The following is a 22,923-nucleotide window of genomic DNA, read 5'->3' on the forward strand; positions in this document are numbered from 1 at the left end:
AGGCCAACTTGCCGCCCTTTTTGCTCCATTTTCATCCCATGCGGCAGAATCTATAACTAAAGTGGTATGTTTGGGTGGGGTAAGGTGCTGAAATAACTGGTCTGATCTGGCTGATGGCAGCATGATCTGCTGGGCATGCCCACCGCTTTCTTTTATGATCCCCGCCCTTCTGCGTGCCCCCTGTCGGCACCTCATTTGCACCAACCACATCGGGGTCCCCCATGTCCGATCTGCGTCAAGAAGCACTCGATTACCACGCCCAGCCCGTACCGGGCAAAATTGCCATCGCCCTGACCAAGCCTGCCGAAACCGCCCGTGATCTGGCGCTGGCCTACAGCCCGGGTGTTGCCGAGCCGGTGCGCGAGATCGCCGCCAACCCGGCCGATGCCTATCGCTATACCGGCAAGGGCAATCTGGTGGCCGTCATCTCCAACGGCACCGCTATTCTGGGGCTGGGTAATCTGGGGCCGCTGGCCTCCAAGCCGGTGATGGAGGGCAAGGCCCTGTTGTTCAAGCGCTTCGCCGGTATCGACGCCATCGACATCGAGGTGAAGCACGAGACCAGCCAGCAGTTCATCGACACGGTGGCGGCTATCGCCGATACCTTCGGTGGCATCAATCTGGAAGATATCAAGGCGCCGGAGTGTTTCGAGATTGAAGAGGCGCTGATCGCGCGCTGCGACATACCGGTGTTCCACGATGACCAGCACGGTACCGCTATCGTCACCGCCGCCGGTCTGCTCAACGCGCTGGAGATTCAGGGCAAGCAGATCAGTGACAGCCGCATCGTCTGCATGGGGGCGGGGGCTGCCGCCACCGCCTGCATGGATTTGCTGATCAAGTGTGGCGCCAGAGCGCACAACATCTTCATGCTGGATCGTCAGGGTGTTATCCACACCGGCCGCAGCGATCTCAACAAGTACAAGCAGCGCTTCGCCAACGAGACCCCGCTGCGTACCCTGATGGATGTCATCGAAGGGGCTGATGTGTTTGTCGGTGTTTCCGGCCCCGACGTGCTGCCCGCTGAAGCGGTCGCCCTGATGGCGCCCAATCCGGTGATCTTTGCCTGCTCCAACCCGGACCCGGAGATCAAGCCTGCGCTGGCCCACGGGGTGCGCAGCGACCTCATCATGGGTACCGGCCGCTCCGACTACCCGAACCAGATCAACAACGTGCTCTGCTTCCCCTTCATCTTCCGCGGTGCCCTCGACGCCCGTGCCAGCCGCATCAACGATGCCATGAAGATTGCTGCGGTCGAGGCGATCCGCGCTCTGGCCAAGGAGCCGGTGCCGGCCGAGGTGCTGACTGCAGCCGGGGTGAGCGAGCTCGCCTTCGGCAAGGATTACGTCATTCCCAAGCCGATGGATGCCCGTCTGCTGCCGCGGGTTGCCCGCGCCGTGGCGCTGGCGGCGGTCGCCTCCGGCGTCGCCCGCATCGAGCTGCCCGCGGACTACATGCTGTAATCCGGCATTGCAAACGGCCCTATAGCGGGGCCGTTTTTATCTCTGCTTCTGGCGACAGCCAGAGACGCCAGCCGGGCGACAGGTTGGGGCTGATGGAGGCAAATCGGGTGCAAAGGTGGTCAAACAGCGCTCTCCTCTGACACAATATTGCCACTATGACGCTAACGAGAATCAAGATGCAGCAGCCTGTCAGCGGCCGTTTGGCCCACGCCCTCTCCTTCTTGCGCCATGATGGTCGCCACTTTGCCCAGTTTGTCTGGGGCCGTTTCCAGCAGGACAGATTGACGGTTACCGCCGGTTATCTGGCCTATGTCACCCTGCTTTCACTGGTGCCGATGATCGCCGTAGTCTTTGGCATGATGTCCGCCTTCCCGGTGTTCCAGAGCCTCAAGCAGGCGATGGAGCAGTTCGTCTACCACAACTTTGTGCCGACTGCGGGAGATATGCTCAAGGAGTACATCGACGGCTTCGTCGCCAATGCCACCAACACCACGGCAGTGGGGATAGGAGCGCTGGTGGTGGTGGCGCTGATGCTGATCTCCGCCATCGACAAGAACCTCAACTACATCTGGCGTTCGACCCAGGGCCGCCCGCTGGCGCAGGCGTTTGCCATGTACTGGATGATCCTGACCCTGGGGCCCGTGCTTATCGGGGCCAGTATCGCCATCTCCTCCTACATCTTCTCGCTGCGGTTGTTTGGCGCCGAGAGCCTGTTCGGCATCGGCTATCTGCTGCTGCGCGGCTTGCCGTTCCTCTTCTCGGTGCTCACCTTCCTGCTGGTCTATACCGTGGTGCCGAACTGCAAGGTGCGGCTGATCCACGCCTTTATCGGCGCGCTGGTAGCGGCGACCCTGTTCGAGCTGGCCAAGCGCGGCTTTGCCATCTACATCACCAACTTCCCCTCCTATCAGGCCATCTACGGCGCGCTGGCCACCATCCCGATCCTGTTTGTCTGGGTCTATTTGAGTTGGCTGGTTGTGCTGCTTGGTGCGGAGACTACCGCCTGCCTCGGCGAGTACGAGAAGCCGGCGAGCGAGGAGCTGGGCTAAGCCATCGCCTTGGCCACCGGTTTATTGGTAGCATCGACGACCGCCCCTGTGAGGGGGCGGTCGTTCTGTTTTGAGAGGAGAGGGATGTGATTGCATTGATTCAGCGGGTCAGCGAGGCTAGCGTGACCGTCGAGGGCGAAGTAACCGGCTCAATCGGTCAGGGGCTGCTGGTGCTGCTCGGGGTGGAGCAGGGGGATGATGAGGCCAAGGCCGACAAGCTGCTGCACAAGGTGAGCGGCTATCGGGTCTTCTCCGACGAGAATGGCAAGATGAACCTCAATGTCAGCCAGATCGGCGGCAGTCTGCTGGTTGTCTCCCAATTCACGCTGGCGGCCGATACCAAGAGCGGGATGCGCCCGAGCTTCTCCTGTGGTGCCCACCCGAGCGAGGCCGAACGCCTCTATGACTACTTCGTGGCCAGGGCCGCCGCCAGCGGCATCCCGACAGCAACCGGGCGTTTTGCCGCCGACATGAAGGTGGCGCTGGTCAACGACGGCCCGGTCACCTTCTGGCTACAGGTCTGAGGATGCCTGATCCCGCGGTATGACGTGGACGATCACGTTGATGAGCCCTGCGACCGGATAGGGGGTAGCCGGGCCAATCCACTGCTCGATCAGCGTCAGGGCGTGGGTTAGCTCCAGTTCGGTGCGCGGCAACAGGTTGATGACCAGAGTGCCGTTCAGCCGGGGGGCCAGCGCCCGGTAGAGCCGCTCCTGAAACAGCAGCAGCGGGTTGCCATCCTGACTGAAGAGATCGAGCAGGATGAGGTCGTACTGCTGCTCGCTCTGCTCGAGAAAGGCGAGGGCATCGGCCTGATGGAGTGTCGGAACGGCTTGCCCATCGTGCGCCTGATGCTGGAAAAACTGCTGATAAACGGTCAGCACCTCTTCGTCGAGGTCAACGCACTCGTGGCGAGCATCGGGCCAGCGCTGACTCAGATGGCGGGTGAGATCGCCGCCACCCAGCCCCAGTTCGAGGATTTGCTCAGCCCGCTCCGGTAGCAGGCAGGCGATGACCCGCTGATGGGGCAGACAGAGGGTCGCGGGGTCGGCGAGCGACATGGCGGATTGCACCACGCCATCTATCTCCAGCCAGCGGTGCTGGTCATTTTCCTGTACCGTGAGGCGGCGCTGGGGTTTGACGCTGAGGTGCAACAAGTGATCGGCTTGGTACGCTTGCAGATTGAAGTCCATGAATTTGCACGGCAAGATGGTTTCCGACCAGTGTAACTCAAGGATGAAACTATGTACCGGGTAGTCACCCCTCAGACAGTCGCCGAGCTGGATGCCTACTACCAGTTGCGCTGGGAACTTCTGCGTAAACCCTTCAATCTGCCGGTCGGTTCCGAGCGGGACGAATACGATACGGTCGCCATTCACCGGCTGATGCTGGCTCCCGATGGTACTCCCATCGCTGTGGGCCGCCTCTTTATCGGCGGTGACGAGGCGCAGATCCGCTTCATGGCGCTGCGTCCCGAATATCGCGGCCAGGGGCTGGGCGCCAAAATGGTGGAGGATCTCGAGCAGCTGGCCCGCAGCGAGAAGGTGAAACGGCTGGTGATGAACGCCCGTCAGGAGGCGGTGGAGTTCTATCGCAAGTGCGGTTTTCTCGAAGTGGGGGGTGGCCCCGTCTCCTTTGGTCGGATTCCCCATCGCCAGATGATCAAATCCCTGAGCCCGTTGCAGACTATCCAGTACCGGCCGGAGTGGTGTCAGGATCTCACCACCCGCTGGTCGCGCGGGGTACCCATCAGCGAGAAGATGGGGATGCATATCAGCCACTACGATGGCCAGACTTTCCACCTCAAGGCCAATTTGGCGGCCAACTTCAACGTGCATGGCAGCATGTTCGCCGGTAGTGTCTACAGCCAGTGCGTGCTGGCGGGCTGGGGGCTGATCTGGCTGCAGCTTAAAGAGGAGGGGCTGGTAGGCGAGCCGGTGCTGGCCGAGAGCACCATCAAATATCATGGCCCGGTCGATGAGGAGCCCGAGGCGCGAGTGGCCCGCGAGGGGATGCCCGCCGTGCTGCAGCCGCTCAAACGGGGGGAGCCTGCCACCTTCAGCCTCAAGATCCAGCTGTTCAGCGGCAGTAAACTGGCGGCGGAGTTCTGCGGCCACTACGTGGTGCAGCCGCCCCGCCGTCCGGGCCAGTAACCGCGTCGTTTCCCCATCAAACAACAAGGCCTCATTATGAGGCCTTGTCTGTTTTTACCCTTGCCGGCTGTCGCTTGCCTGCCCGGCTTGGGTCTGCACTTGGGCTTGGGCTTTCGGCGCGGGAGCCGGTCGCCAGAGCGGGGCACTGTTGCCTTGCGGAGGATAGCGTACTCCCACTTCCCAGCCGCAGGCGTCCTGCTTCTGAGGGAAGCTCCAGGCCAGCGTGGGGGCAGTTAGCGGCCCGCGCCACTGGCCGAGCAGCTCGGCGCAGCGGTTGCCATTGAGGATCCCCAGATCCAGCTGCCACTGCTCGTTGACCAGATCGATCCCCCCTTGCAGCGCCAGCAGATGGGTGATGGTGGAGGCACCAGCCTGCTCGATCTGCAGTTGCCCCTTGTCGATCTTGCCCAGCAGCTTGATGCGGTAGAAGGGGGTGTCACCCTCCTGCATCGCCTGCCACAGCTGATCCGGCGTCAGGGTGGGTGGGGTCGCCCCCTTGAACCACTCATCCAGCAGCGGATCTATCTTTACCTTGTCCCAGAACGGCTCGTCGGCATCGAGGGCAAAGCTGCCCTGCAGGGTCTGGCGCCACTCGCCCGCCGTTTTGCCGTGTTCGGCTTGCAGGTCGGCGCTCACGTCCGCCTTGCCGGCAAAGGAGACCGGGGAGTGGAATAGCTTGCCCCATTGCTGTAGATCCAGCTTGGTCGCCTGCAGTTGGAGGCGGCTGCTCTGGCCCGGTTCGCGGCCCCACTGGCCACTCAGGCTGAGGGAGCCCTCATCCGGCAGCGAGCTGGTGAGCTTGCCCAGTTGCCAGGAGCTGGGGGTCAGCTCCCCATACAGTTCGCCGTTGCGGGCGCTGAGGCCATCCCACACCAGCTCGAACCACTTGCTCTCGATACGAGCACGGCCGAGCAGCGGGCCGGGTTGGTTATCGCGCAGGGCGAGATCGCTCAGATAGAGCTGCCAGCCGGTCAGCGACAGGGGCAGGGTATCGTCGAAGGAGAGCACCTTGAGCTTGTCGAACGCCAGCTTGCGGATATCGACCTGCTGCGGGCGCCAGCTCTGCCAATCCTGCCACCACCCTTGCGGCAGGCTGATATCCATGCCGCTCAGCGCCACGTCTTTCAGGGTCAGCTTCTGCTGCTGGCTATCGAGGGAGAGCTCGACATTGAACTCCCCTTCATAGGCCTTGCCCTGCAGTTCGCCGTCGATCTGCTGGGGCGAGAAGGCGAGCTTGCCCTTGATCTCCTCCAGCTGGAACAGGCCACGGCCCATGTCGCCCAGGGTGCCGCTCAGATAGCCGGTGGGCTGGCTGCCCGCCTGCCAGTTGAAGGCGGTGAGCTGGCCGCTGAAGTTGTTGAAGGAGAGTTCCTGATTGATGTCGTTGAGGCTGACGCCGTCCAGCTGACCACGATCCAGCGATACGCTTTGCAACGGGAAGCGCTGCGGGAAGCCTTGCTGTGTCAGATCCCCCAGCTCGACCCGCATGCCGCGCGCCTTGAGGTCATGCAGTTGCAGGGTGCGAGCGGGCCAGTCCAGCACCATGCCGGTCTCCAGCAGACCGTCAAACAGGTTGGTCACCAGCTTGTCGGTGCGCAGCACTTCTCCTTCCAGCCGTCCTTGCAGGTTGAGACGGGCGAAGGTGAACTGCGGAGTCTCCAGCTGGCCGATATTGAGGCTCAGGTTGGCCTGTGGTTGCCGTTTCGGGTCGATCAGCTCCCAGTCACTCAGGGTGGCATTGAGTCCGCGCAGGGTCAGCTCGGGGCTCTCCAGACTGAGCCGGTCTATGGTGCTGTCACTGATAGTGAGGGAATGCACCGGCAGGCTCGGCAGCTGGTTGGGCAGCGGCAGCTTGATGGCGGGACGAATGAGATCGAGATGGGCGATGCGCACGTCGCGGCTCAGCCAGTCGATGCTCTCGATCTCCAGATAGATCTTGTCGAGGGAGACCGCATCGCCGTAACGTACCTGCTCTGCCAGCAGGGTGTAAGGGTGCAGCGGGTTGAATACCAGTCGCCCTATGGTGACCGGCACGCCGGTCTGCTGGCTGATCCAGCTGGCGATGGGGCCTTTGGCGCGCTCGGCGTCGAACAGGCCGAGGGCAACCCAGACAAACAGCAGCAGGAAGGCGAAGGTGTAGAGCAGGCCGCGTAGCCAGGAATTCATGGTTGCTTTCCTCCTGTTTTGGGATGTGTTGTCAGGCGTTTGAGTAGTGGTCTCGCAGACCGAGCCAGCGCCGTATCAAGGGTTCGACATGACTCGGATGCCTATCCATGAGGAAGCGCGCCATTTTTTGCACCTGCGGAATAAGCGGCTGATCCCGCACCAGATCGGCGATCTTGAGATCGGCCAGACCGGTCTGGCGAGTGCCGAGCAGTTCCCCCGGGCCGCGCAGTTCCAGATCGCGCTGGGCGATGAGGAAGCCGTCGTTGGTCTCCCGCAGCACCCCGAGTCGGCTCTGGGCCGTCTTGGACAAGGGGGCATGATAGAGCAGCACGCAGTGAGAGGCCACCGCACCCCGGCCAACCCGGCCGCGCAGCTGGTGCAACTGCGCCAGCCCGAGCCGTTCCGGGTTCTCGATGATCATCAGGCTGGCGTTGGGCACATCCACCCCCACCTCGATGACGGTGGTGGCGACCAGCAGTTGCAGTATGCCTGCCTTGAACTCCTCCATCACCCGCTGTTTCTCCACCGGCCGCATCCGGCCGTGCACCAGCCCGATATGCAGACCGGGCAACAGGTTCTGCAGCTCGGCAGCGGTATCCTCGGCGGCCTGGCACTCCAGCACCTCCGACTCCTCGATCAGGGTGCAGACCCAGTAGGCCTGCTTGCCCTCGGTGCAGGCGAGCTTGACCCGTTCGATCACATCGCCGCGGCGGCTGTCGGGCAGCGCGACTGTGGTGATGGGGGTGCGGCCCGGCGGCAGTTCGTCGATGACCGAAGTATCGAGGTCGGCATAGGCGGTCATCGCCAGGGTGCGGGGGATAGGGGTGGCGGTCATGATGAGCTGATGGGGATGTACCCCTTCACGCTCCCCTTTCTCGCGCAGGGCGAGGCGCTGATGCACCCCGAATCTGTGCTGTTCATCGATGATGACTAAGGCGAGGCGCTGGAACACAACCTGCTCCTGAAAGATGGCGTGGGTGCCCACCACCATCTTGACGCTGCCATCTTTGATCGCGGCCAGCGACTCTTCCCGCGCCTTGCCTTTCTGTTTGCCCGCCAGCCAGCCGACTCCGATGCCGAGCGGCTCCAGCCACTTGGCGAAGTTGATGGCGTGCTGTTCCGCCAGCAGCTCGGTCGGCGCCATCAAGCCCACCTGACAGCCGTTGCCGATGGCCTGCAGGGCCGCCAGCGCCGCGACCAGGGTCTTGCCGGAGCCCACATCCCCCTGCACCAGCCGCATCATGGGGTGGCTCTGTTGCAGATCCTTACTTATCTCCGCTACTACCCTGCTCTGGGCGCCGGTGGGCTTGAACGGCAGGGCGCCGAGCAGTTGTTCAACCAGCGCGGGCGCCGGTTTGAGGGCGCGGGCCAGCTGGGTTTGCGCCTGAGCGCGCACCTTGAGTACCGAGAGGTTGTGAGCCAGCAGCTCCTCCAGTACCAGTCGCTGCTGGGCCGGATGTTGGCCGCTTTCCAGCAGCGGCAGCGCCACCGAGGGGGGCGGGCGGTGCAGCAATTTCAGGGCGGCGGCCAGCTCAATCTGGTGGGGATAGAGGCCGGCGGGCAGCAGCTCCTCCACGCCATAGAGGTCGAGCTGGGCCAGCGCCTGATCGGTGAGGTTGCGCAGGGTGAGCTGGCGCAGCCCTTCGGTAGTCGGGTAGACGGGGGTGAGCGCCTCTTCGGTCTGGCCGGCCTGCTCCTCGCCGAGCAGCTTGTACTCGGGATGGGCCATCTCCAGCCCGTATTTGCCGGGGCGAGCCTCGCCAAAGCAGCGGAGCAGACGGCCCGCCGCCAGACTGTTTTTCTGGGCGGCGGTGAAGTTGAAGAAGCGCAGGGTGAGGGTGCCGGTACCATCGCTGATGCGACAGACCATCATGCGGCGGCGCCCCATCACCAGCTGAGTGTCCTGGATTTCGCCCTCGACGGCGCCGTGCAGGCCGGGCGGCAGATCGCCGATGGGCCACACTTGGGTGCGGTCCTCGTAGCGCAGGGGAAGGTGGAACAGCAGATCCTGTACCGTGGCCAGCCCCAGCCGCTCGAGCTTCTCCAGCATCTTGCTGCCGACACCCTTGAGGCTATCGAGAGGAATTTTATCCAATTTCATCAATTAGATGCCCGAAAACACTGTAAATATGTCCAGATGATAGGGGTTGTTGAGGGGCCGATGCAAGCCGAGTCGCTGCTGGCAGGGCCGCCAAGGCGGGGGAAACGGCGGATATAACAAAGGCCTGCCGAAAACGGGAGGCCTTTGTGTGGCTGCCAACAGGCAAGGTGCGGGCGCATGGCGCCCAGGGTCAGATGATGCGCTTGAGCAGCAGGTGGGCCTTAACCCGGTGGATCCGTCCCAGCAGCTTGCGCACCTGTTCCGGGTAGTCCTGGATCTGTTCCACCTGATCGAAGTGGCTGATCCGCTTGGTGTTGGTCAGGATGTTATCCCGCTCCGCGTTGAACTGAGGGCGCAGCAGGTGGCGACGATCGTGTACCAGCAGGCCGTTCTCCAGATCCAGCGCCCAGGCGCGGGGGTTGAGGTTGTTGCCGGTGAGCAGGGCCCACTCGTCATCCACGAAGATCCCCTTGAGATGGTAGGAGTTGCGCTCGCAACACCAGAGCATCAGGTTGAGGCGACCGTCGTCGATGTGGCGCTGGTTGCGCTCGGCAAACTTGCGCAGGTTGGTCTCGTAGAGATAGGGCAGGCCACCGATGGTGGAGAACTTCTCTTCCGGCGGAATGAAGAAGTCGTTGGCGGTCTTGTCGCCCACTACGATGGTCACCTTGCAGCCGCGCTGCAGCAGATCCTCGATATCCTTGCTCAACTCCTTGGGCGGGTTGAAGTAAGGGGTGCAGATGAAGATCTCCCGCTCGGTGGCGCGCACCAGATTGCGGATCATCAGGTTGAGCTGATTGTTGCGCTTGCCCAGACCCACCATGGGGGTGACGGCCACCTCTTGAGTGTTGACCGGCATGGTGCTGAAGCGGTACTGGCTCTGGCGCAGGTTCTGCTTGAAGCGGCGGATTGGCCCCTTCAGCTGCTTGGCGCTGGGGATATCGCTGTGATCCAGTCGCTGCACCGCGTCGCTCTTCACGAACAGATCATCCACGTAGTTGACCATGCTGCGGGCCAGCTCCGGGCTGGTGATCTGGTGATAGCGATCGAAGCGGTAGCGATCCTGCTGGTGCAGGTAGATGTCGTTGAGGCTGGCACCGGAGTAGAGCACCACATCATCGAAGATGAAGCCCTTGAGGTGGAGCACGCCGAGCAGCTCGCGCCCTTTGACCGGCACGCCGTAGATTTCGATCTGGTGCTCGTGTTCGGCAGCCATGGCCTGATACATCAGGTGGTTGCCGCCCTGCTTGCCCTTGCCGATCAGGCCGCGCTGGGCACGGTGAAAGTCGACGAACAGCTTGATGTCGAGGGCCGGATTGCGCTGCTTGGCGGCGTAGAGGGCGGAGAGGATCTCCCGGCCTGCTTCGTCATCCTGCAGATAGAGCGCGACCAGATAGATGCGCCGGGTGGCACTGGCGATAAGCGCAAGAATGCGGCGTTTGAAATCCTGGGCGCTGTAGAGCACTTCAAACTGATCCGCTGCGACGGCGATCTGGGGCAGGCGCGCCAGCAGTTGTCGATAATGGGCCGATGAATGCATAGATAAACCTGAAATCACGGGGTTAAGCGTTCCACTCGGAGCGATGAATAGGCGATTCTAGCAATCTCGCCCTCTCAGCCAAAGAAAGAATCATCAGAAAGATGAAAAAGGCCTCACGAGTGAGGCCTTTTTGTCAGCATTTTGCCCTTGTCAGAGGAAGCTGTAGATGATCATCGCCATCACGCCGCCGGTGGTGCCGATGATGGTTTCCATCACGGTCCAGGTCTGCAGGGTCTGCTTCTCGGTGAGGCCGAGGTAGCGGTTGGCCAGCCAGAAACCGGAGTCGTTGACGTGGGAGAGCACGATGGCACCGCCGCCGATGGCGATGGTGACGGCCGCCAGCTGGGCACCGTTCAGGCCGAGCGGCTCCAGCATCGGCAGCACCAGACCACAGGCGGTCAGCATGGCGACGGTGGCAGAGCCCTGAATCACCCGTACCGCAGCGGCCAGAATGAAGGCCAGCGCGACGATGGGCAGACCGGAATCGGCCAGCATGTTGCCAAGGGCGGCACCCACACCGGAATCAACCAGCACCTGCTTGAACACGCCACCGGCACCGGTCACCAGAATGATGACGCCCGCCGGCTGGATGGCGCTGTTGCAGACGCTCATCACCTCGTCACGGGACATGCCGCGGCGAATGCCCAGCAGATAGAAGGCGGCCAGACAGGCGACCATGATGGCGGTGAAGGGGTGACCGATGAACTCCAGCCAGTTGTGCAGGGTGGAGCCCGCCTCGACGAAACGACCGACGATGGTCTTGAGGCCGATCAGCAGCAGCGGCAGACCGATGAGGCCCATGGCCAGCCCAAAGGAGGGCAGGGATTTGCTGTCATCGTGGACACTGTTCTGGGCATCGGCAGGCAGCGGTACATCGACGATCTTGCTGATGAAGTCACCGAACAGCGGGCCCGCCAGGATCAGCGCCGGTATGGCGGCGATCAGGCCGAACAGGATCATGTAGCCGAAGTCGGCACCCAGCTGGGAAGCGACCAGGATCGGGCCCGGCGCCGGAATAAGGAACGCCTGACAGGTGGCGATACCCGCCAGCAGGGCGATACCGATCTTCACTACGCTGCCGCCGCCACGACGGACGATGGCGAAGGCGACGCCGATCAGCAGCACCACGGCCACGTCAAAGAAGAGCGGCAGGGCGCAGACAAAGCCGGTCAGGGCCATGGCCCAGTTGGCGCGCTTGACGCCGAACTTGCCGAGCAGGGTGTGAGCCACCCGGTCGAGGGCACCGGTCACTTCCATCACCTTGCCGAACATGGCGCCCAGCGCCACCACCACGGCGACGAAACCGAGGGTGCCACCCATCCCTTTCTGGATGGTGTTGGCGATATCGGCCGGGTTCATGCCAGCGGCGAGACCCGCCACCATGGAGACCAGGATCAGGGCTACCACGGCGTGGAGCCGGGCCTTCATCACCAGGAAGAGCAGCAGCACAATCGAGCCGGCGGCTGTCATGATCAGGGAGAGGTCAGACATTGTTATGCGTTCCTTTTTCCAAGTTCAGTCGTGACACCTTGCCGATCCGTCGGCAAACCATATCTTTATGATTTATTTAGATTTATGGCAAGGGCTCAACATCATATGCCCAGGTGACTATGGGTTTGCTCAGTCTGTGGCAGACTTCACATTTTCAATCGTTACCGGTAACATGTTACCGGTAACGTGTTAGATTAGAACCCATCAACAGCTGGTTTTTTGAAAAGTGGGACAGAGGTCAAATTATGGCGGGTAAGTGCATTATCGTGATGGGTGTGTGTGGTAGCGGCAAATCCAGCGTGGGTCTGAAAGTGGCCGAAGCGCTGGGCGCCAAGTTCATCGATGGTGATGACCTGCACCCCAAGGCCAACATCCAGAAGATGGCTGGCGGCAACCCCCTCAACGATGAGGATCGTGCCCCCTGGCTGGAGCGGATCCGCGACGCCGCCTACAGTCTCGAGCAGAAGAACGAGACCGGCATCATTGTCTGTTCCGCCCTCAAAAAGAAGTACCGCGACCAGATCCGCGAAGGCAACGAGTCGGTCAGCTTCATCTTCCTCGATGGCAGCCAGCCGCTGATCCTCGAGCGGATGCGTGCCCGCAAGGGCCACTTCATGCGTGAAAGCATGGTACAAAGTCAGTTCGATACCCTGGAGCGCCCGGATGGCGAAGCCGGTGTATTCCACATTGATATAGACGGCACCTTCGAACAGGTGGTTGACCGCGCCGTCACAGCATTGGAGCAAGCCCAATGATTCATCAGGTAATTTCCGACGTCACCGCCCGCATCCGCGAGCGCAGTGTCGCCCGTCGTCAGGCATTTCTGGCCCGCATCCAGCGTCAGGCAGAGCAGGGCAAGACCCGCGCCGCGCTGGCCTGCGGCAACCTGGCCCACGCCGTGGCCGCCTGCAGCAGTGACGAGAAGGGTCGCATTCTCGATATGACCCGCGCCAACGTCGGCATCGTCACCGCCTACAACGATATGCTGAGCGCCCATCAGCCCTATCAGGGCTATCCGGATCAGATCAAGGCGGTGCTGGCCGAGCTGGGCCACAGTGCCCAGGTCGCCGGCGGCGTGCCCGCCATGTGCGACGGCGTGACTCAGGGTCAGCCGGGGATGGACATGTCCCTCTTCTCCCGCGACCTGATCGCCCAGGCGACCGCACTGTCGCTCTCTCACAACACCTTTGATGCCACCCTGCTGCTCGGTATCTGCGACAAGATCGCTCCGGGTCAGATCATGGGGGCCCTCTCCCACGCTCACCTGCCGACTGCATTTGTTCCTGCTGGCCCGATGGCGAGCGGCATCAGCAATGACGAGAAGGTGAAGGTGCGTCAGAAGTACGCTGCCGGTGAAGTGGGTCGCGATGCCCTGCTGGAGATGGAGTGCGGCGCCTACCACGCGGCAGGCACCTGTACCTTCTACGGCACCGCCAACACCAACCAGCTGGTATTCGAGGCCATGGGCCTGATGCTGCCGGGCTCCGCTTTTGTGCATCCCCATAGCGAGCTGCGCCGCGCCCTGACCGCCGAAGCGGCCTGCCGCATCAGCGCCATGATCCCGGGCTCCCCGGCCTATCGCCCGCTGAGCGAGGTGCTGGATGAGCGCTCGCTGGTCAACGGTCTGGTGGCCCTGCTCGCCTCCGGCGGCAGCACCAACCACAGCATCCACATGGTGGCGCTGGCCCGCGCGGCCGGTCTGGTACTGACCTGGGATGACATCAGCGATCTTTCCGACGTGGTGCCGCTCTTGGTTCGCATGTACCCGAACGGCCCTGCCGACGTGAACGCCTTCGAACAGGCAGGCGGCGTGCCCGGCCTGATGCGCCGTCTGGCGCAAGAGGGGCTGATCCACATGGATGCCACACCGGTCTTTGGCGAGATGCAGGATTACCTCAGCCGCCCGGCACTGGTCGATGGCCAGTTGGTATGGCAGCCGGTGGGCGAGAGCGGCGATGCGAGCGTGTTGTCACCTTCCGGCAGCGTGTTCCAGACCACTGGCGGCACCAAGCTGCTGGCGGGCAATCTGGGCCGCGCCGTGGTCAAGGTCTCCGCCGTGGCTCCCGAGTATCGGGTGATTGAAGCCCCGGCGCGGGTCTTCTCCTCCCAGCATGCGGTGGAAGCGGCCTACAAGGCGGGCGATCTCAATCAGGACGCCGTGATCGTGGTGCGCCACAATGGCCCGGCCGCCAACGGCATGCCGGAGCTGCACAAGCTGATGCCGGTGCTCGGCAACCTGCAGAAGGCGGGTTACAAGGTGGCGCTGGTCACCGATGGTCGTCTCTCCGGCGCCTCCGGCAAGATCCCGGCCGCCATCCACGTCACTCCGGAAGCGCTGCACGGCGGGGCCATCGGCCTGCTTGCTGACGGCGACCTGCTGCGGGTTGACGCGGTAAACGGCAGCCTCGACTGTCTGACCGATTTGAGTGGCCGTACCCAGGCCGAGATTGACCTCACTCTGGAACAAGAGGGGTGGGGCCGTGAACTGTTCAGCGTGATGCGTCGCGCGGTATCGAGCGCCGAGTGTGGCGCTACCATCTTTGACTAAGGAAGAGCTATGCAGAACTGGAAAGTGACCCCGGCCGAGGTGTTTGCCGCCTCCCCGCTGGTACCCGTGATGGTTATCAACGAGCTGGATCAGGCCCTGCCGATGGCCAAGGCGCTGCTCGACGGCGGCATCTCTGTCTTCGAAATCACCCTGCGCACCCCGGTGGCGCTCGATGCCATCGCCCTCATCGCCAAGGCGATGCCGGATGCCATGGTTGGTGCCGGTACCGTGCTCAACTGCGAGCAGTTTGACGCAGCCGTCTCTGCCGGTGCCCGCTTCGTCATCTCCCCGGGGATGACCCCGGCCCTGCTGGACCACGCGGCCAAGAGCACCGCACCGCTGATCCCGGGCGTGGCCACTCCGTCTGAAGTGATGCAGGCGCTGGAAGCGGGCTATGACCACCTGAAGTTCTTCCCGGCCGAAGCGAACGGCGGTACCAAGGCGCTCTCCGCCATTGCCGCCCCGCTGCCCCAGGTGAAGTTCTGCCCCACCGGCGGTATCGGCCCGAAAAACGTGGCCGACTATCTGGCACTCAAATGCGTGGCCACCGTCGGCGGCTCCTGGATGCTGCCGGCTGATGCGGTCAAGAGCGGCAACTGGGAAGAGGTAACCCGCCTCTCCCGCGAAGCGGTTGAACTGGTTAAACGCTAAGCATCAGTTGTGCAGAAAACCAAACAGGCCACCCTCGGGTGGCCTGTTTGCTATCAGCGTGGCTTCAGTGGGTGCGGGAAGGGATTACCCCAGACTCTCCCCGACATAGAGGGAGAAGCCGATATCCTTGCGGGTGTCGGGTTGGGATTGGCCGTTGAGACGCGCCAGCAGCATGGTGGCCGCCTCCCGACCGATCGCTTCCCGCGGGGTGGCGATACTGGCCAGTTTGGGGGTCATGGCGTGGCCGATGTCGAGAGCGTTGCAACCGGCGATGGCGATCTGCTGGGGCACCGGGATCCACTTGGCCTGACACTGCAGCAGAGCACCCACCGCCAGGTCATCGTTGGTGCAGAACAGGCCGTCGAGGTCGGGATAGCGTACCAGCGCCTGATCCAGCAGCTCGCCCCCCAGAGTGAAGCTGGAGGATTGTTCGGTCAGCAGATGCTGGCCGGTGAGGCCGAAGTCGGTCATCGCCTGATAGTAACCCTCCATCCGCAGCTGGGTGCGCACGTCGAGCCGTGCCCCCAGATAGACCACCTTGCGTCGGCCCCGGCGCAGCATCTCTGTTACCATGGCCCGGGCGGCGGCTCTATGGTCCATACCGACCACCATATCGATGGGGGTTTGCGGCAGATCCATGGTCTCCACCACCGGAATGCCGGCGGTGGCGATCATCTTGCGGGTGCGCTCTGTGTGCTGGCTGTCGGAGAGGATGAGGCCATCCACATGGTAGGAGAGCAGGGACGCGACCTGCTCCTCCTCCCGCTCCGGGCTGTAGCCGTAGTGGGCCAGCAGGGTCTGGTAACCGGCCGGTCGGGTCACCGACTCGATGCCGTGGATCACCGCCGAGAAAACCTGGTTGGAGAGGGAGGGGATCAGGATGCCGATCGCCTTGCTGGTCGCGTTGGAGAGAATGTCCGGCGCTCGGTTGGGGATATAACCCAGCTCTTCCACCACAGCCGCGATCCGCTCGCGGGTCCCCTCCGCTACGGTCTGCGGGTCGCGCAGATAGCGGCTGACAGTCATCTTGGTCACGCCGGTCTGGTCGGCGATATCTTGCAGGGTGGGGCGGCGCTTGCGGGTGGGGCTCATAGGGGTGTCCAGGGTGGATGTTACATGTAACATTACCGTTTTTGGCGGATAAAGTCAGCATATGAAGCCGTTTTTGCAGGAGTTTTCCGATGATCAGAGGCAAGCAGTTTGTGGATGTCCAGTTCGAGCAACAGGATGTGGAGGGGGAGCAGTTCTCGGAGTGCCGCTTTATCGGCTGCAACTTCTCCTGGCTGGATCTGAGCGATAGCCGCTTCATCGACTGCAGCTTCTACGATCGGGAGAGTGAGAGGGGCTGCCTGTTGCAGGGTTGCGATCTGCGCGAGGCCAGCTTCCTGCGCTGCGATCTCACCATGGCCGATTGCAGCCGCAGCCAGTGTCTGGGGTTGGAGATGCGCGACTGTCAGGCGGTCGGTATCAACTTCGGCCACGCCAGCTTCGCCAATCAGATCACCGCCAAAAGCTACTTCTGCGAGGCCCATCTGACCGGCAACAACTTCAGCTACGCCAGCTTCGAGGGTTGCCTGCTGGAGAAGTGCGAGCTGACCGGCAACCGTTGGCAGGGGGCCAACCTGTTTGGTGCCTCGCTGGCGGGTTCCGATCTCAGCGGCTCCGAGTTTGGCCAGATCGACTGGACCAGCTTCAAGCTGCAGGGCTGCGATCTGCGCCAGTGCGACCTGCCGGGGCTGGATCTGCGGCGGGTCGATCTGCAGGGGGTGCAGATCAACGAGGATCAGCAGCAGACCTTGCTGGAGCAGATCGGTCTGGTTGTCTTCCCCTGAGCCGAGCGAAAAATTAGGTAATTTTTCATCAAATTAAGCCGACAGTGGGGAGGGCGCTCCTGAAACGACAAAAGCCTGCGTGATGCAGGCTTTTGCTAGTGAGCGTGTGATGCGTTTGTCGGCCGGGTTGACTCAACCCTTGGCCAGCCATTTGGTCGGGTTGATCGCCTCGCCCTGATAGCGAATTTCGAAGTAGAGGCCCGGTCTGTCCTGACCGCCACTGTCACCGACCAGTGCCACCGGTTCACCCTGTTCCACATTCTGGCCAACCTGACGCAGCAGCGACTGATTGTGACCGTAGAGGCTCATATAGCCCTTACCGTGATCGATTACCAGCAGCATACCGAAGCCATCGAGCCAGTCGGCGTAGACCACCTGGCCCGGCGCGACCGCCTTGACCTGGGTTCCTTCGCTGGCGCCGATCAGGGTGCCTTTCCACTTGAGCTGGGCGGTGCGCGGCGAGCCGTAGGCGATGAGGATCGGCCCCTGTACCGGCCAGCGCAGGCTGCCATTGGTCTTGAGCCCGCTGTAGTAACCTGCGGTCCCAATCCCCGAGCCTCGCTCCGGTTTGGTACTGGACATCTCTTCGACCGGTTCTGCCGGTTTGACGGTTTTGTTCTGCTGGGCGGCGAGTCGTTGTTGCTCGGCGCGGCGCTGTTCGGCCAGCTTGCGCTGACGCTCCTGCTCCGCTTTCAGCTTGGCCAGCCGTTCCCGCTCGGCCCGTTCACGGCGCTCCTGCTCTTCACGCTTGCGACGCAGCTCTTCCAGCCGGGCTTTCAGCGCCTTCTCCGCCTTGACCAGCTTGGTGAGCTTCTGCTCGTCATCCTGTACCGACTGCTGCAACTGGTTGCGCACCTTGGCCCGGCTCTGCTGGCTGGCCAGCAGGGTCTGGTGATGCTCTTGCTGTTCGGCAAGCAGGGTTTGCAGTCTGGTTTCGGTCTCTTTGGTTGCCTGCTGGTTTTTCGCCAGCTTGTCGCGGGTGACGCGCAGGGCGTCGATGGCCTCGATGCGGGCCTTGTTGAGGTAGTCGTAGTAGTCGAGGGAGCGGCTCAGTTTGGCCGGATCCTGCTGATTGAGCAGCAGTTTCAGGTAGTCGTGGTTGCCCGCCTGAAAGGCGCTCTCCGCCTGTTTGGCCAGCAACTGCTTTTGATGTTTGGCTTGAACTTCCAGCGCCAGCTTGTCTTTTTGCAGGGTCGCCAGCTTCTGCTGGTTCTGCTTCAACTGCTGTCTGGTCTGGTTGAGTTTGGCGGCGGCGGCCGAGATGGCCTGCTCGTCAGCCTTGAGCTGGGTATTGAGCTTGGCAAGCTCCTGCTTGCTGAGCTTGATGGTCTTCTGTTGCTCTTTGATCTGGGACTGCATGGTGCCCAGCTGCTGATTGGCGGCCAAAGCCGATTTGCTGGCGCCAAACAACAGGCAAAAAAACAGCGCGCCGGCCAACAGGCCGACGCGACTGGTTTTCTGTGAAATAACTTCGCATCCCCGCATGGGGAAGGATTATTTCAGAATCATCAGGGGCTTGCCAGTCATTTCCGGCGGCACCGGCAGACCCATCAGGGTCAGCATGGTGGGGGCCAGATCGGACAGTTTGCCACCTTCAACTACCTCGGCTTTGCGACCGAAATAGATGAGCGGAACCGGCAGATTGGTGTGGGCGGTGTGGGCCTGACCAGTCTCTTCGTCCAGCATCTTCTCGGCGTTGCCGTGGTCGGCAGTGATCAGGCACTCGCCACCCACTTCGGCCAGCGCGTCGGTGACACGACCGATGCAGTGGTCAACGGCTTCACAAGCTTTGACTGCGGCATCAAACACACCGGTGTGACCAACCATGTCGCCATTCGGGTAGTTACAGATGATGACGTCGTACTTGCCGCTCTTGATGGCCGCAACCAGCTTGTCGGTCAGCTCTTCGGAGCTCATCTCCGGCTGCAGGTCATAGGTCGCCACTTTCGGGCTGGCCACGATCTCGCGATCTTCGCCGGTGAAGCAGGACTCTTCGCCACCGTTGAAGAAGAAGGTGACGTGAGCGTACTTCTCGGTTTCGGAGATGCGCAGCTGGGTCTTGCCCTGCTTGGCCAGCCACTCACCCAAGGTGTTGACCAGAGCGGTCGGCGGGTAGGCACAGGCAGTTTTGATGTCGGCCGCGTATTCGGTCAGCATCACGAAGTTCAGCTTCGGCTCAACGGCACGAGCGAAGCCGGTGAAGTCGGTGTCAACGAAGGCGCGGGTGATTTCACGGGCACGGTCGGCACGGAAGTTCATGAAAATCAGCGCATCGCCATCTTCCATCGGTGCAGCTTCGCCGATGCGGGTGGCTTTGACGAACTCGTCGTTCTCGTCGCGGGCATAGGCGGCAGCCAGTGCTTCGGTGGCGCTATCGGCGGTGAACTCGCCCTTGCCCTGGGTCATCAGGTCATAGGCTTGCTGCACGCGATCCCAGCGGTTGTCACGGTCCATGGCGAAGTAACGGCCGATCATGGAGGCGAAACGACCCTTGCCCAGCTTGGCGAACAGGGCGTCGAACAGCTCGATGGAGGACTGGGCGGAGCGCGGCGGAACGTCGCGGCCATCCAGGAAGGCGTGCAGGTAGATCTTCTCGGCGCCACGCTTGGCGGCCATTTCGATCATGCCCATGATGTGCTCTTCGTGGCTGTGTACGCCACCCGGGGACATCAGGCCCATGATGTGAACTGCTTTGCCGTTGGTCACGGCAGCGTCAACAGCCTTGGCCAGCTCGACGTTCTGGAAGAATTCGCCATCCTGGATGTCTTTGGAGATGCGGGTCAGCTCCTGATAGACGATGCGACCGGCACCGATGTTGACGTGGCCCACTTCGGAGTTGCCCATCTGGCCATCCGGCAGACCGACGTCCAGGCCGGAACCGGAGATCAGGGTGCTGGTGTAGTCACGGGCCAGACGATCGAGGTTGGGAGTCTTGGCGGCAGCGACGGCGTTGTGCTCTTGCTTGGTGCTGTAGCCCCAACCGTCCATGATGACCAGAACCAAAGGTTTCTTAGCTGTTGACATAAGACTATGTCCTCTCGGATTGGAAAAAATGCGGGAAATGAAACTAGCGTAATATTACTACATCTGCCGAAATAGTCACCTGATAGCCAAGGGGCGCTCCTGCTGCCCCGCAAGCCACGCCCTTCCTGCCATGATCGATGCCCAATGAGGATGGGAGCCTGCTCGCGCTTTGCCGCCAAGATGGCTGATCTTATCAATACCCCCATGTATACTCGGGCCCTTGTCTTGGTCCCTGGATAGTAGAAGATGCAAGAGTATTTGGATTTTGCGGCCCGTAACCCGCTGCTGACCGCAGCCTGGTTGGGTCTGGCTGGCACCCTGGTTTACACCACTGTGCGTGCCCGTTTGTCCCCGGTAAAAACCGTCAACAACCACACCGCGACCCTGCTGATCAACCGCGAGAATGCCACCGTGGTGGATATTCGCAGTCAGGAAGAGTATGCCAAGGGCCATCTGGCCGGTGCCCAGCACCTGCCGCTGACCCAGATCCAGAGCAATAATCTGGGCCCGGTTGAAAAGCATAAAGATGCCCCCATCATAGTGGTGTGCGAGTCGGGAATGACTGCGGGCGGCGCGGGCCGTCAGCTGAGCAAAGCTGGCTTCAAGCAGGTTTATGTGCTCGGCGGTGGCATGGCCCAATGGCGTGCAGAAAATCTGCCGGTAACCAAGAAACGCTGATTTAAGCAGGGCCTGAGCCCACTTATCCATATAACAAGGAATCAAACGAAATGGCTGACGAGATCAACAACCAGGAAGTACAACCGGAATTCCACATCCAGCGTGTTTACACCAAGGATGTCTCTTTCGAAGCGCCGAACACCCCGCACATCTTCCAGAAAGAGTGGCAGCCGGACGTCAAGCTGGATATGGATACCAAGACCAACATCCTGGCTGAGAGCGTGTACGAGGTTGTTCTGACCCTGACCGTGACTTGCAAACTGGAAACCGAAACTGCCTTCCTGTGCGAAGTACAGCAAGCCGGTATCTTCACTATCGGTAACCTGCCGGAGCCGCAACTGGCTCACTGCCTGGCTGCCTTCTGCCCGAACATCCTGTTCCCGTATGCCCGCGAAGCCGTGGCCAACATGGTGAGCAAGGGTTCCTTCCCGCAGCTGAACCTGGCACCGGTCAACTTCGATGCCCTGTTTGCCCAGCACATGGCGCAAGCTCAGGCCCAGCAGGCGACTGCGGAAGCCTGATAATGGCTGACCAGATCGCTATCTCGGTCTTGGGGGCGGGGTCTTATGGCTCCGCCCTTGCCATTTCTCTGGCGCGCAACGGTCATCCGACCCTGCTGTGGGGTCACGACCCCACCCATGTCGCCGAGCTGGAACAAGACCGCTGCAACAAGGCATTTTTGCCTGATGTCCCTTTTCCCGCCGATCTGCAGCTGACTGCGGATCTGCAACGTGCGGTACAGGCTGCCCCCGTGCTGCTGCTGGTCGTGCCAAGCCATGTATTTGGCGATGTGCTGACCCGGATCAAGCCCTTCCTGCGCCCTGATACCCGTATCGCATGGGCCACCAAGGGTCTGGAGCCGGACAGTGGCCGTCTGCTGCAGGATGTGGCTCGTGAAGTGCTGGGTGACGAGATACCGCTGGCGGTGATCTCCGGCCCCACCTTCGCCAAGGAGCTGGCTGCCGGTCTGCCGACCGCCATCTCTGTCGCCTCGACTCACGATGAGTTTGCCGACGATCTCTCCCATCTACTGCACTGTGGCCGCTCCTTCCGGGTCTATACCAATCCGGACTTCGTCGGTCTGCAGCTGGGTGGGGCGGTGAAGAACGTCATCGCCATCGGTGCCGGTCTCTCCGACGGGCTCGGGTTTGGCGCCAATGCCAGAACCGCGCTCATCACCCGGGGTCTGGTGGAGATGCAGCGTCTGGGTGCGGCGCTGGGTGCCGATGCCAAAACCTTTATGGGGATGGCGGGGCTCGGGGATCTGGTGCTCACCTGTACCGACAACCAGTCGCGCAACCGTCGCTTCGGGCTGGCCCTCGGGGCTGGCAAGGATGTGAACACCGCCATGACCGAGATCGGTCAGGTGGTGGAGGGGTATCGCAACACCAAAGAGGTGCATCTGCTGGCGGCCCGCTGCGGCGTCGAGATGCCCATCTGCGAGCAGATCTTCAAGGTGCTCTACGAGGGTAAGAACCCGAAAGAGGCGGCCATCGCCCTGCTGTCGCGAGACAAGAAGGACGAGTAATCTGCCGATTGCCCATGCAAAAGGCCCCGCCGGATGGCGGGGCCTTTTCTTTGCTGCAAGGGCTGCAAATCAGTAGTAGGAGTGGTCGCCGCGTTGGTGCTCGGTGGCGTCTTTCACGCCGTTGAGCTCACCCGGGAACTTCTCCAGCAGCTGCTTCTCGATCCCCTCTTTAAGGGTGTAATCGACCATGGAGCAACCGTTGCAACCACCACCAAACTGCAGGATGGCCAGTTTGTCTTCAGTCAGCTCGACTAGGGTGACCTTGCCACCGTGACCGGCCAGCATAGGGTTCACTTCGGACATCAACACGTACTCGATGCGCTCGATCAGCGGCGCGTCGTCGGCCACTTTACGCATCTTGGCGTTCGGTGCTTTCAGGGTGAGCTGGGAGCCCATCTGATCGGTCACGAAGTCGATGGTGGCATCCACCAGGAAGGGGGCGCTCAGGGGATCGACCATGCAGTCGAAGCCGCTGAAGGGCAGGTGTTGATCTTCCGGGTCCACGGCATCGGGCGGGCAATACGATACGCCACACTCGGCATTCTGGGTTCCCGGATTGACCACAAACACCCGGATATTGGTGCCATCAGGCTGTTTTTCCAGCAGTTTACGGAAATGGGCCTGGGCGGCGTCGGAAATGCTGATCATCACTATCCTCATAAACCTGAGTGTACGACTAGGGTATTCATGATAACGCGG

20 protein-coding genes are annotated in these 22,923 nt (G+C 61.9%); 11 read left to right on the forward strand and 9 right to left on the reverse strand.

What is annotated here, in order from left to right; all coding sequences use genetic code 11:
• Positions 1-221: 221 nt before the first annotated feature.
• The 3 genes from G5380_RS11975 (at position 222) to dtd (ending at position 3,036) form a co-directional block, all read left to right on the forward strand.
• Positions 222-1,463 (forward strand): malic enzyme-like NAD(P)-binding protein, encoded by a 1,242-nt coding sequence (locus G5380_RS11975; protein ID WP_075116213.1) that lies wholly within the window; start codon positions 222-224, stop codon positions 1,461-1,463.
• A 176-nt stretch (positions 1,464-1,639) separates the two neighbouring features.
• On the forward strand, positions 1,640-2,512 hold the full coding sequence (locus tag G5380_RS11980) for a virulence factor BrkB family protein (RefSeq protein WP_005340664.1): 873 nt from the start codon (positions 1,640-1,642) through the stop codon (positions 2,510-2,512).
• A gap of 86 nt (positions 2,513-2,598) precedes the next feature.
• Entirely contained in the window at positions 2,599-3,036 is a 438-nt protein-coding gene (gene dtd, locus G5380_RS11985) for a D-aminoacyl-tRNA deacylase (protein ID WP_421209222.1), read from the forward strand.
• On the opposite strand, the gene G5380_RS11990 is transcribed toward dtd, so the two are convergent.
• Positions 3,025-3,705: a spermidine synthase gene (locus G5380_RS11990; RefSeq protein ID WP_180342979.1), complete on the reverse strand. Its 681-nt coding sequence runs from the start codon at positions 3,703-3,705 to the stop codon at positions 3,025-3,027. The genes dtd and G5380_RS11990 overlap by 12 nt on opposite strands.
• 51 nt (positions 3,706-3,756) lie before the next feature.
• Between G5380_RS11990 and G5380_RS11995 the strand changes: the two genes are divergently transcribed.
• Positions 3,757-4,665 carry a bifunctional GNAT family N-acetyltransferase/hotdog fold thioesterase gene (locus G5380_RS11995; RefSeq protein WP_069527624.1) on the forward strand — a complete coding sequence of 303 codons (909 nt, stop codon included), beginning with the start codon at positions 3,757-3,759 and terminating at the stop codon, positions 4,663-4,665.
• A gap of 54 nt (positions 4,666-4,719) precedes the next feature.
• Here G5380_RS11995 and G5380_RS12000 read toward each other — a convergent pair whose 3' ends face one another.
• The 4 genes from G5380_RS12000 to gntU all read right to left on the reverse strand — a co-directional run bounded on the left by G5380_RS12000 (position 4,720) and on the right by gntU (position 11,963).
• Positions 4,720-6,831 (reverse strand): AsmA family protein, encoded by a 2,112-nt coding sequence (locus tag G5380_RS12000; protein ID WP_421209223.1) that lies wholly within the window; start codon positions 6,829-6,831, stop codon positions 4,720-4,722.
• Positions 6,832-6,862: 31 nt separating this feature from the next.
• On the reverse strand, positions 6,863-8,932 hold the full coding sequence (gene recG, locus G5380_RS12005) for an ATP-dependent DNA helicase RecG (protein WP_421209224.1): 2,070 nt from the start codon (positions 8,930-8,932) through the stop codon (positions 6,863-6,865).
• 190 nt (positions 8,933-9,122) lie between these two features.
• Positions 9,123-10,472: a CDP-diacylglycerol--serine O-phosphatidyltransferase gene (gene pssA / locus G5380_RS12010; protein ID WP_346197841.1), complete on the reverse strand. Its 1,350-nt coding sequence runs from the start codon at positions 10,470-10,472 to the stop codon at positions 9,123-9,125.
• A gap of 150 nt (positions 10,473-10,622) precedes the next feature.
• The gene (gene gntU / locus G5380_RS12015) at positions 10,623-11,963 is read right to left on the reverse strand and encodes a gluconate transporter (RefSeq protein ID WP_302246945.1); all 1,341 of its coding nucleotides are present in this window, start codon (positions 11,961-11,963) and stop codon (positions 10,623-10,625) included.
• A 245-nt stretch (positions 11,964-12,208) separates the two neighbouring features.
• On the opposite strand from gntU, the gene G5380_RS12020 reads away from it, so the two are divergent.
• Genes G5380_RS12020 through G5380_RS12030 form a run of 3 tightly spaced genes read left to right on the forward strand, consistent with a single transcriptional unit; the run spans position 12,209 to position 15,162 of the window.
• Positions 12,209-12,718 (forward strand): gluconokinase, encoded by a 510-nt coding sequence (locus tag G5380_RS12020; protein ID WP_005340649.1) that lies wholly within the window; start codon positions 12,209-12,211, stop codon positions 12,716-12,718.
• Positions 12,715-14,511 (forward strand): phosphogluconate dehydratase, encoded by a 1,797-nt coding sequence (gene edd / locus G5380_RS12025; RefSeq protein ID WP_181497001.1) that lies wholly within the window; start codon positions 12,715-12,717, stop codon positions 14,509-14,511. Before G5380_RS12020 ends, edd begins: the two co-directional genes overlap by 4 nt.
• 9 nt (positions 14,512-14,520) lie before the next feature.
• A complete protein-coding gene (locus G5380_RS12030) occupies positions 14,521-15,162 on the forward strand; it encodes a bifunctional 4-hydroxy-2-oxoglutarate aldolase/2-dehydro-3-deoxy-phosphogluconate aldolase (protein WP_181497002.1) in 642 nt (213 codons plus the stop codon).
• A gap of 84 nt (positions 15,163-15,246) precedes the next feature.
• Here G5380_RS12030 and G5380_RS12035 read toward each other — a convergent pair whose 3' ends face one another.
• Positions 15,247-16,254 (reverse strand): substrate-binding domain-containing protein, encoded by a 1,008-nt coding sequence (locus tag G5380_RS12035; RefSeq protein WP_076493932.1) that lies wholly within the window; start codon positions 16,252-16,254, stop codon positions 15,247-15,249.
• Between the two features lie 89 nt (positions 16,255-16,343).
• Here G5380_RS12035 and G5380_RS12040 point away from each other — a divergent pair, with 89 nt between their 5' ends.
• Positions 16,344-16,994 carry a Qnr family pentapeptide repeat protein gene (locus G5380_RS12040; RefSeq protein ID WP_421352783.1) on the forward strand — a complete coding sequence of 217 codons (651 nt, stop codon included), beginning with the start codon at positions 16,344-16,346 and terminating at the stop codon, positions 16,992-16,994.
• A 132-nt stretch (positions 16,995-17,126) separates the two neighbouring features.
• Here G5380_RS12040 and envC read toward each other — a convergent pair whose 3' ends face one another.
• Together envC and gpmM are read right to left on the reverse strand one after the other, a co-directional pair.
• Complete coding sequence (envC, locus tag G5380_RS12045; protein ID WP_421312916.1) at positions 17,127-18,479, reverse strand: murein hydrolase activator EnvC; 1,353 nt, start codon at positions 18,477-18,479, stop codon at positions 17,127-17,129.
• Positions 18,480-18,488: 9 nt separating this feature from the next.
• Entirely contained in the window at positions 18,489-20,018 is a 1,530-nt protein-coding gene (gene gpmM, locus G5380_RS12050; RefSeq protein ID WP_204384904.1) for a 2,3-bisphosphoglycerate-independent phosphoglycerate mutase, read from the reverse strand.
• Between the two features lie 246 nt (positions 20,019-20,264).
• Between gpmM and G5380_RS12055 the strand changes: the two genes are divergently transcribed.
• The 3 genes from G5380_RS12055 to gpsA are packed head-to-tail and all read left to right on the forward strand — an operon-like array spanning position 20,265 to position 22,224.
• On the forward strand, positions 20,265-20,696 hold the full coding sequence (locus G5380_RS12055) for a rhodanese-like domain-containing protein (RefSeq protein ID WP_005340640.1): 432 nt from the start codon (positions 20,265-20,267) through the stop codon (positions 20,694-20,696).
• 50 nt (positions 20,697-20,746) lie between these two features.
• Entirely contained in the window at positions 20,747-21,217 is a 471-nt protein-coding gene (secB, locus tag G5380_RS12060; protein WP_042054222.1) for a protein-export chaperone SecB, read from the forward strand.
• Between the two features lie 2 nt (positions 21,218-21,219).
• Positions 21,220-22,224: an NAD(P)H-dependent glycerol-3-phosphate dehydrogenase gene (gpsA, locus tag G5380_RS12065; RefSeq protein ID WP_236767761.1), complete on the forward strand. Its 1,005-nt coding sequence runs from the start codon at positions 21,220-21,222 to the stop codon at positions 22,222-22,224.
• A gap of 69 nt (positions 22,225-22,293) precedes the next feature.
• On the opposite strand, the gene nfuA is transcribed toward gpsA, so the two are convergent.
• Complete coding sequence (nfuA, locus tag G5380_RS12070) at positions 22,294-22,872, reverse strand: Fe-S biogenesis protein NfuA (protein ID WP_005340636.1); 579 nt, start codon at positions 22,870-22,872, stop codon at positions 22,294-22,296.
• Between the last annotated feature and the right edge of the window lie 51 nt (positions 22,873-22,923).

The organism is Aeromonas sp. 604443 (genome assembly GCF_049170315.1).
Lineage (GTDB): Bacteria > Pseudomonadota > Gammaproteobacteria > Enterobacterales > Aeromonadaceae > Aeromonas > Aeromonas veronii_A.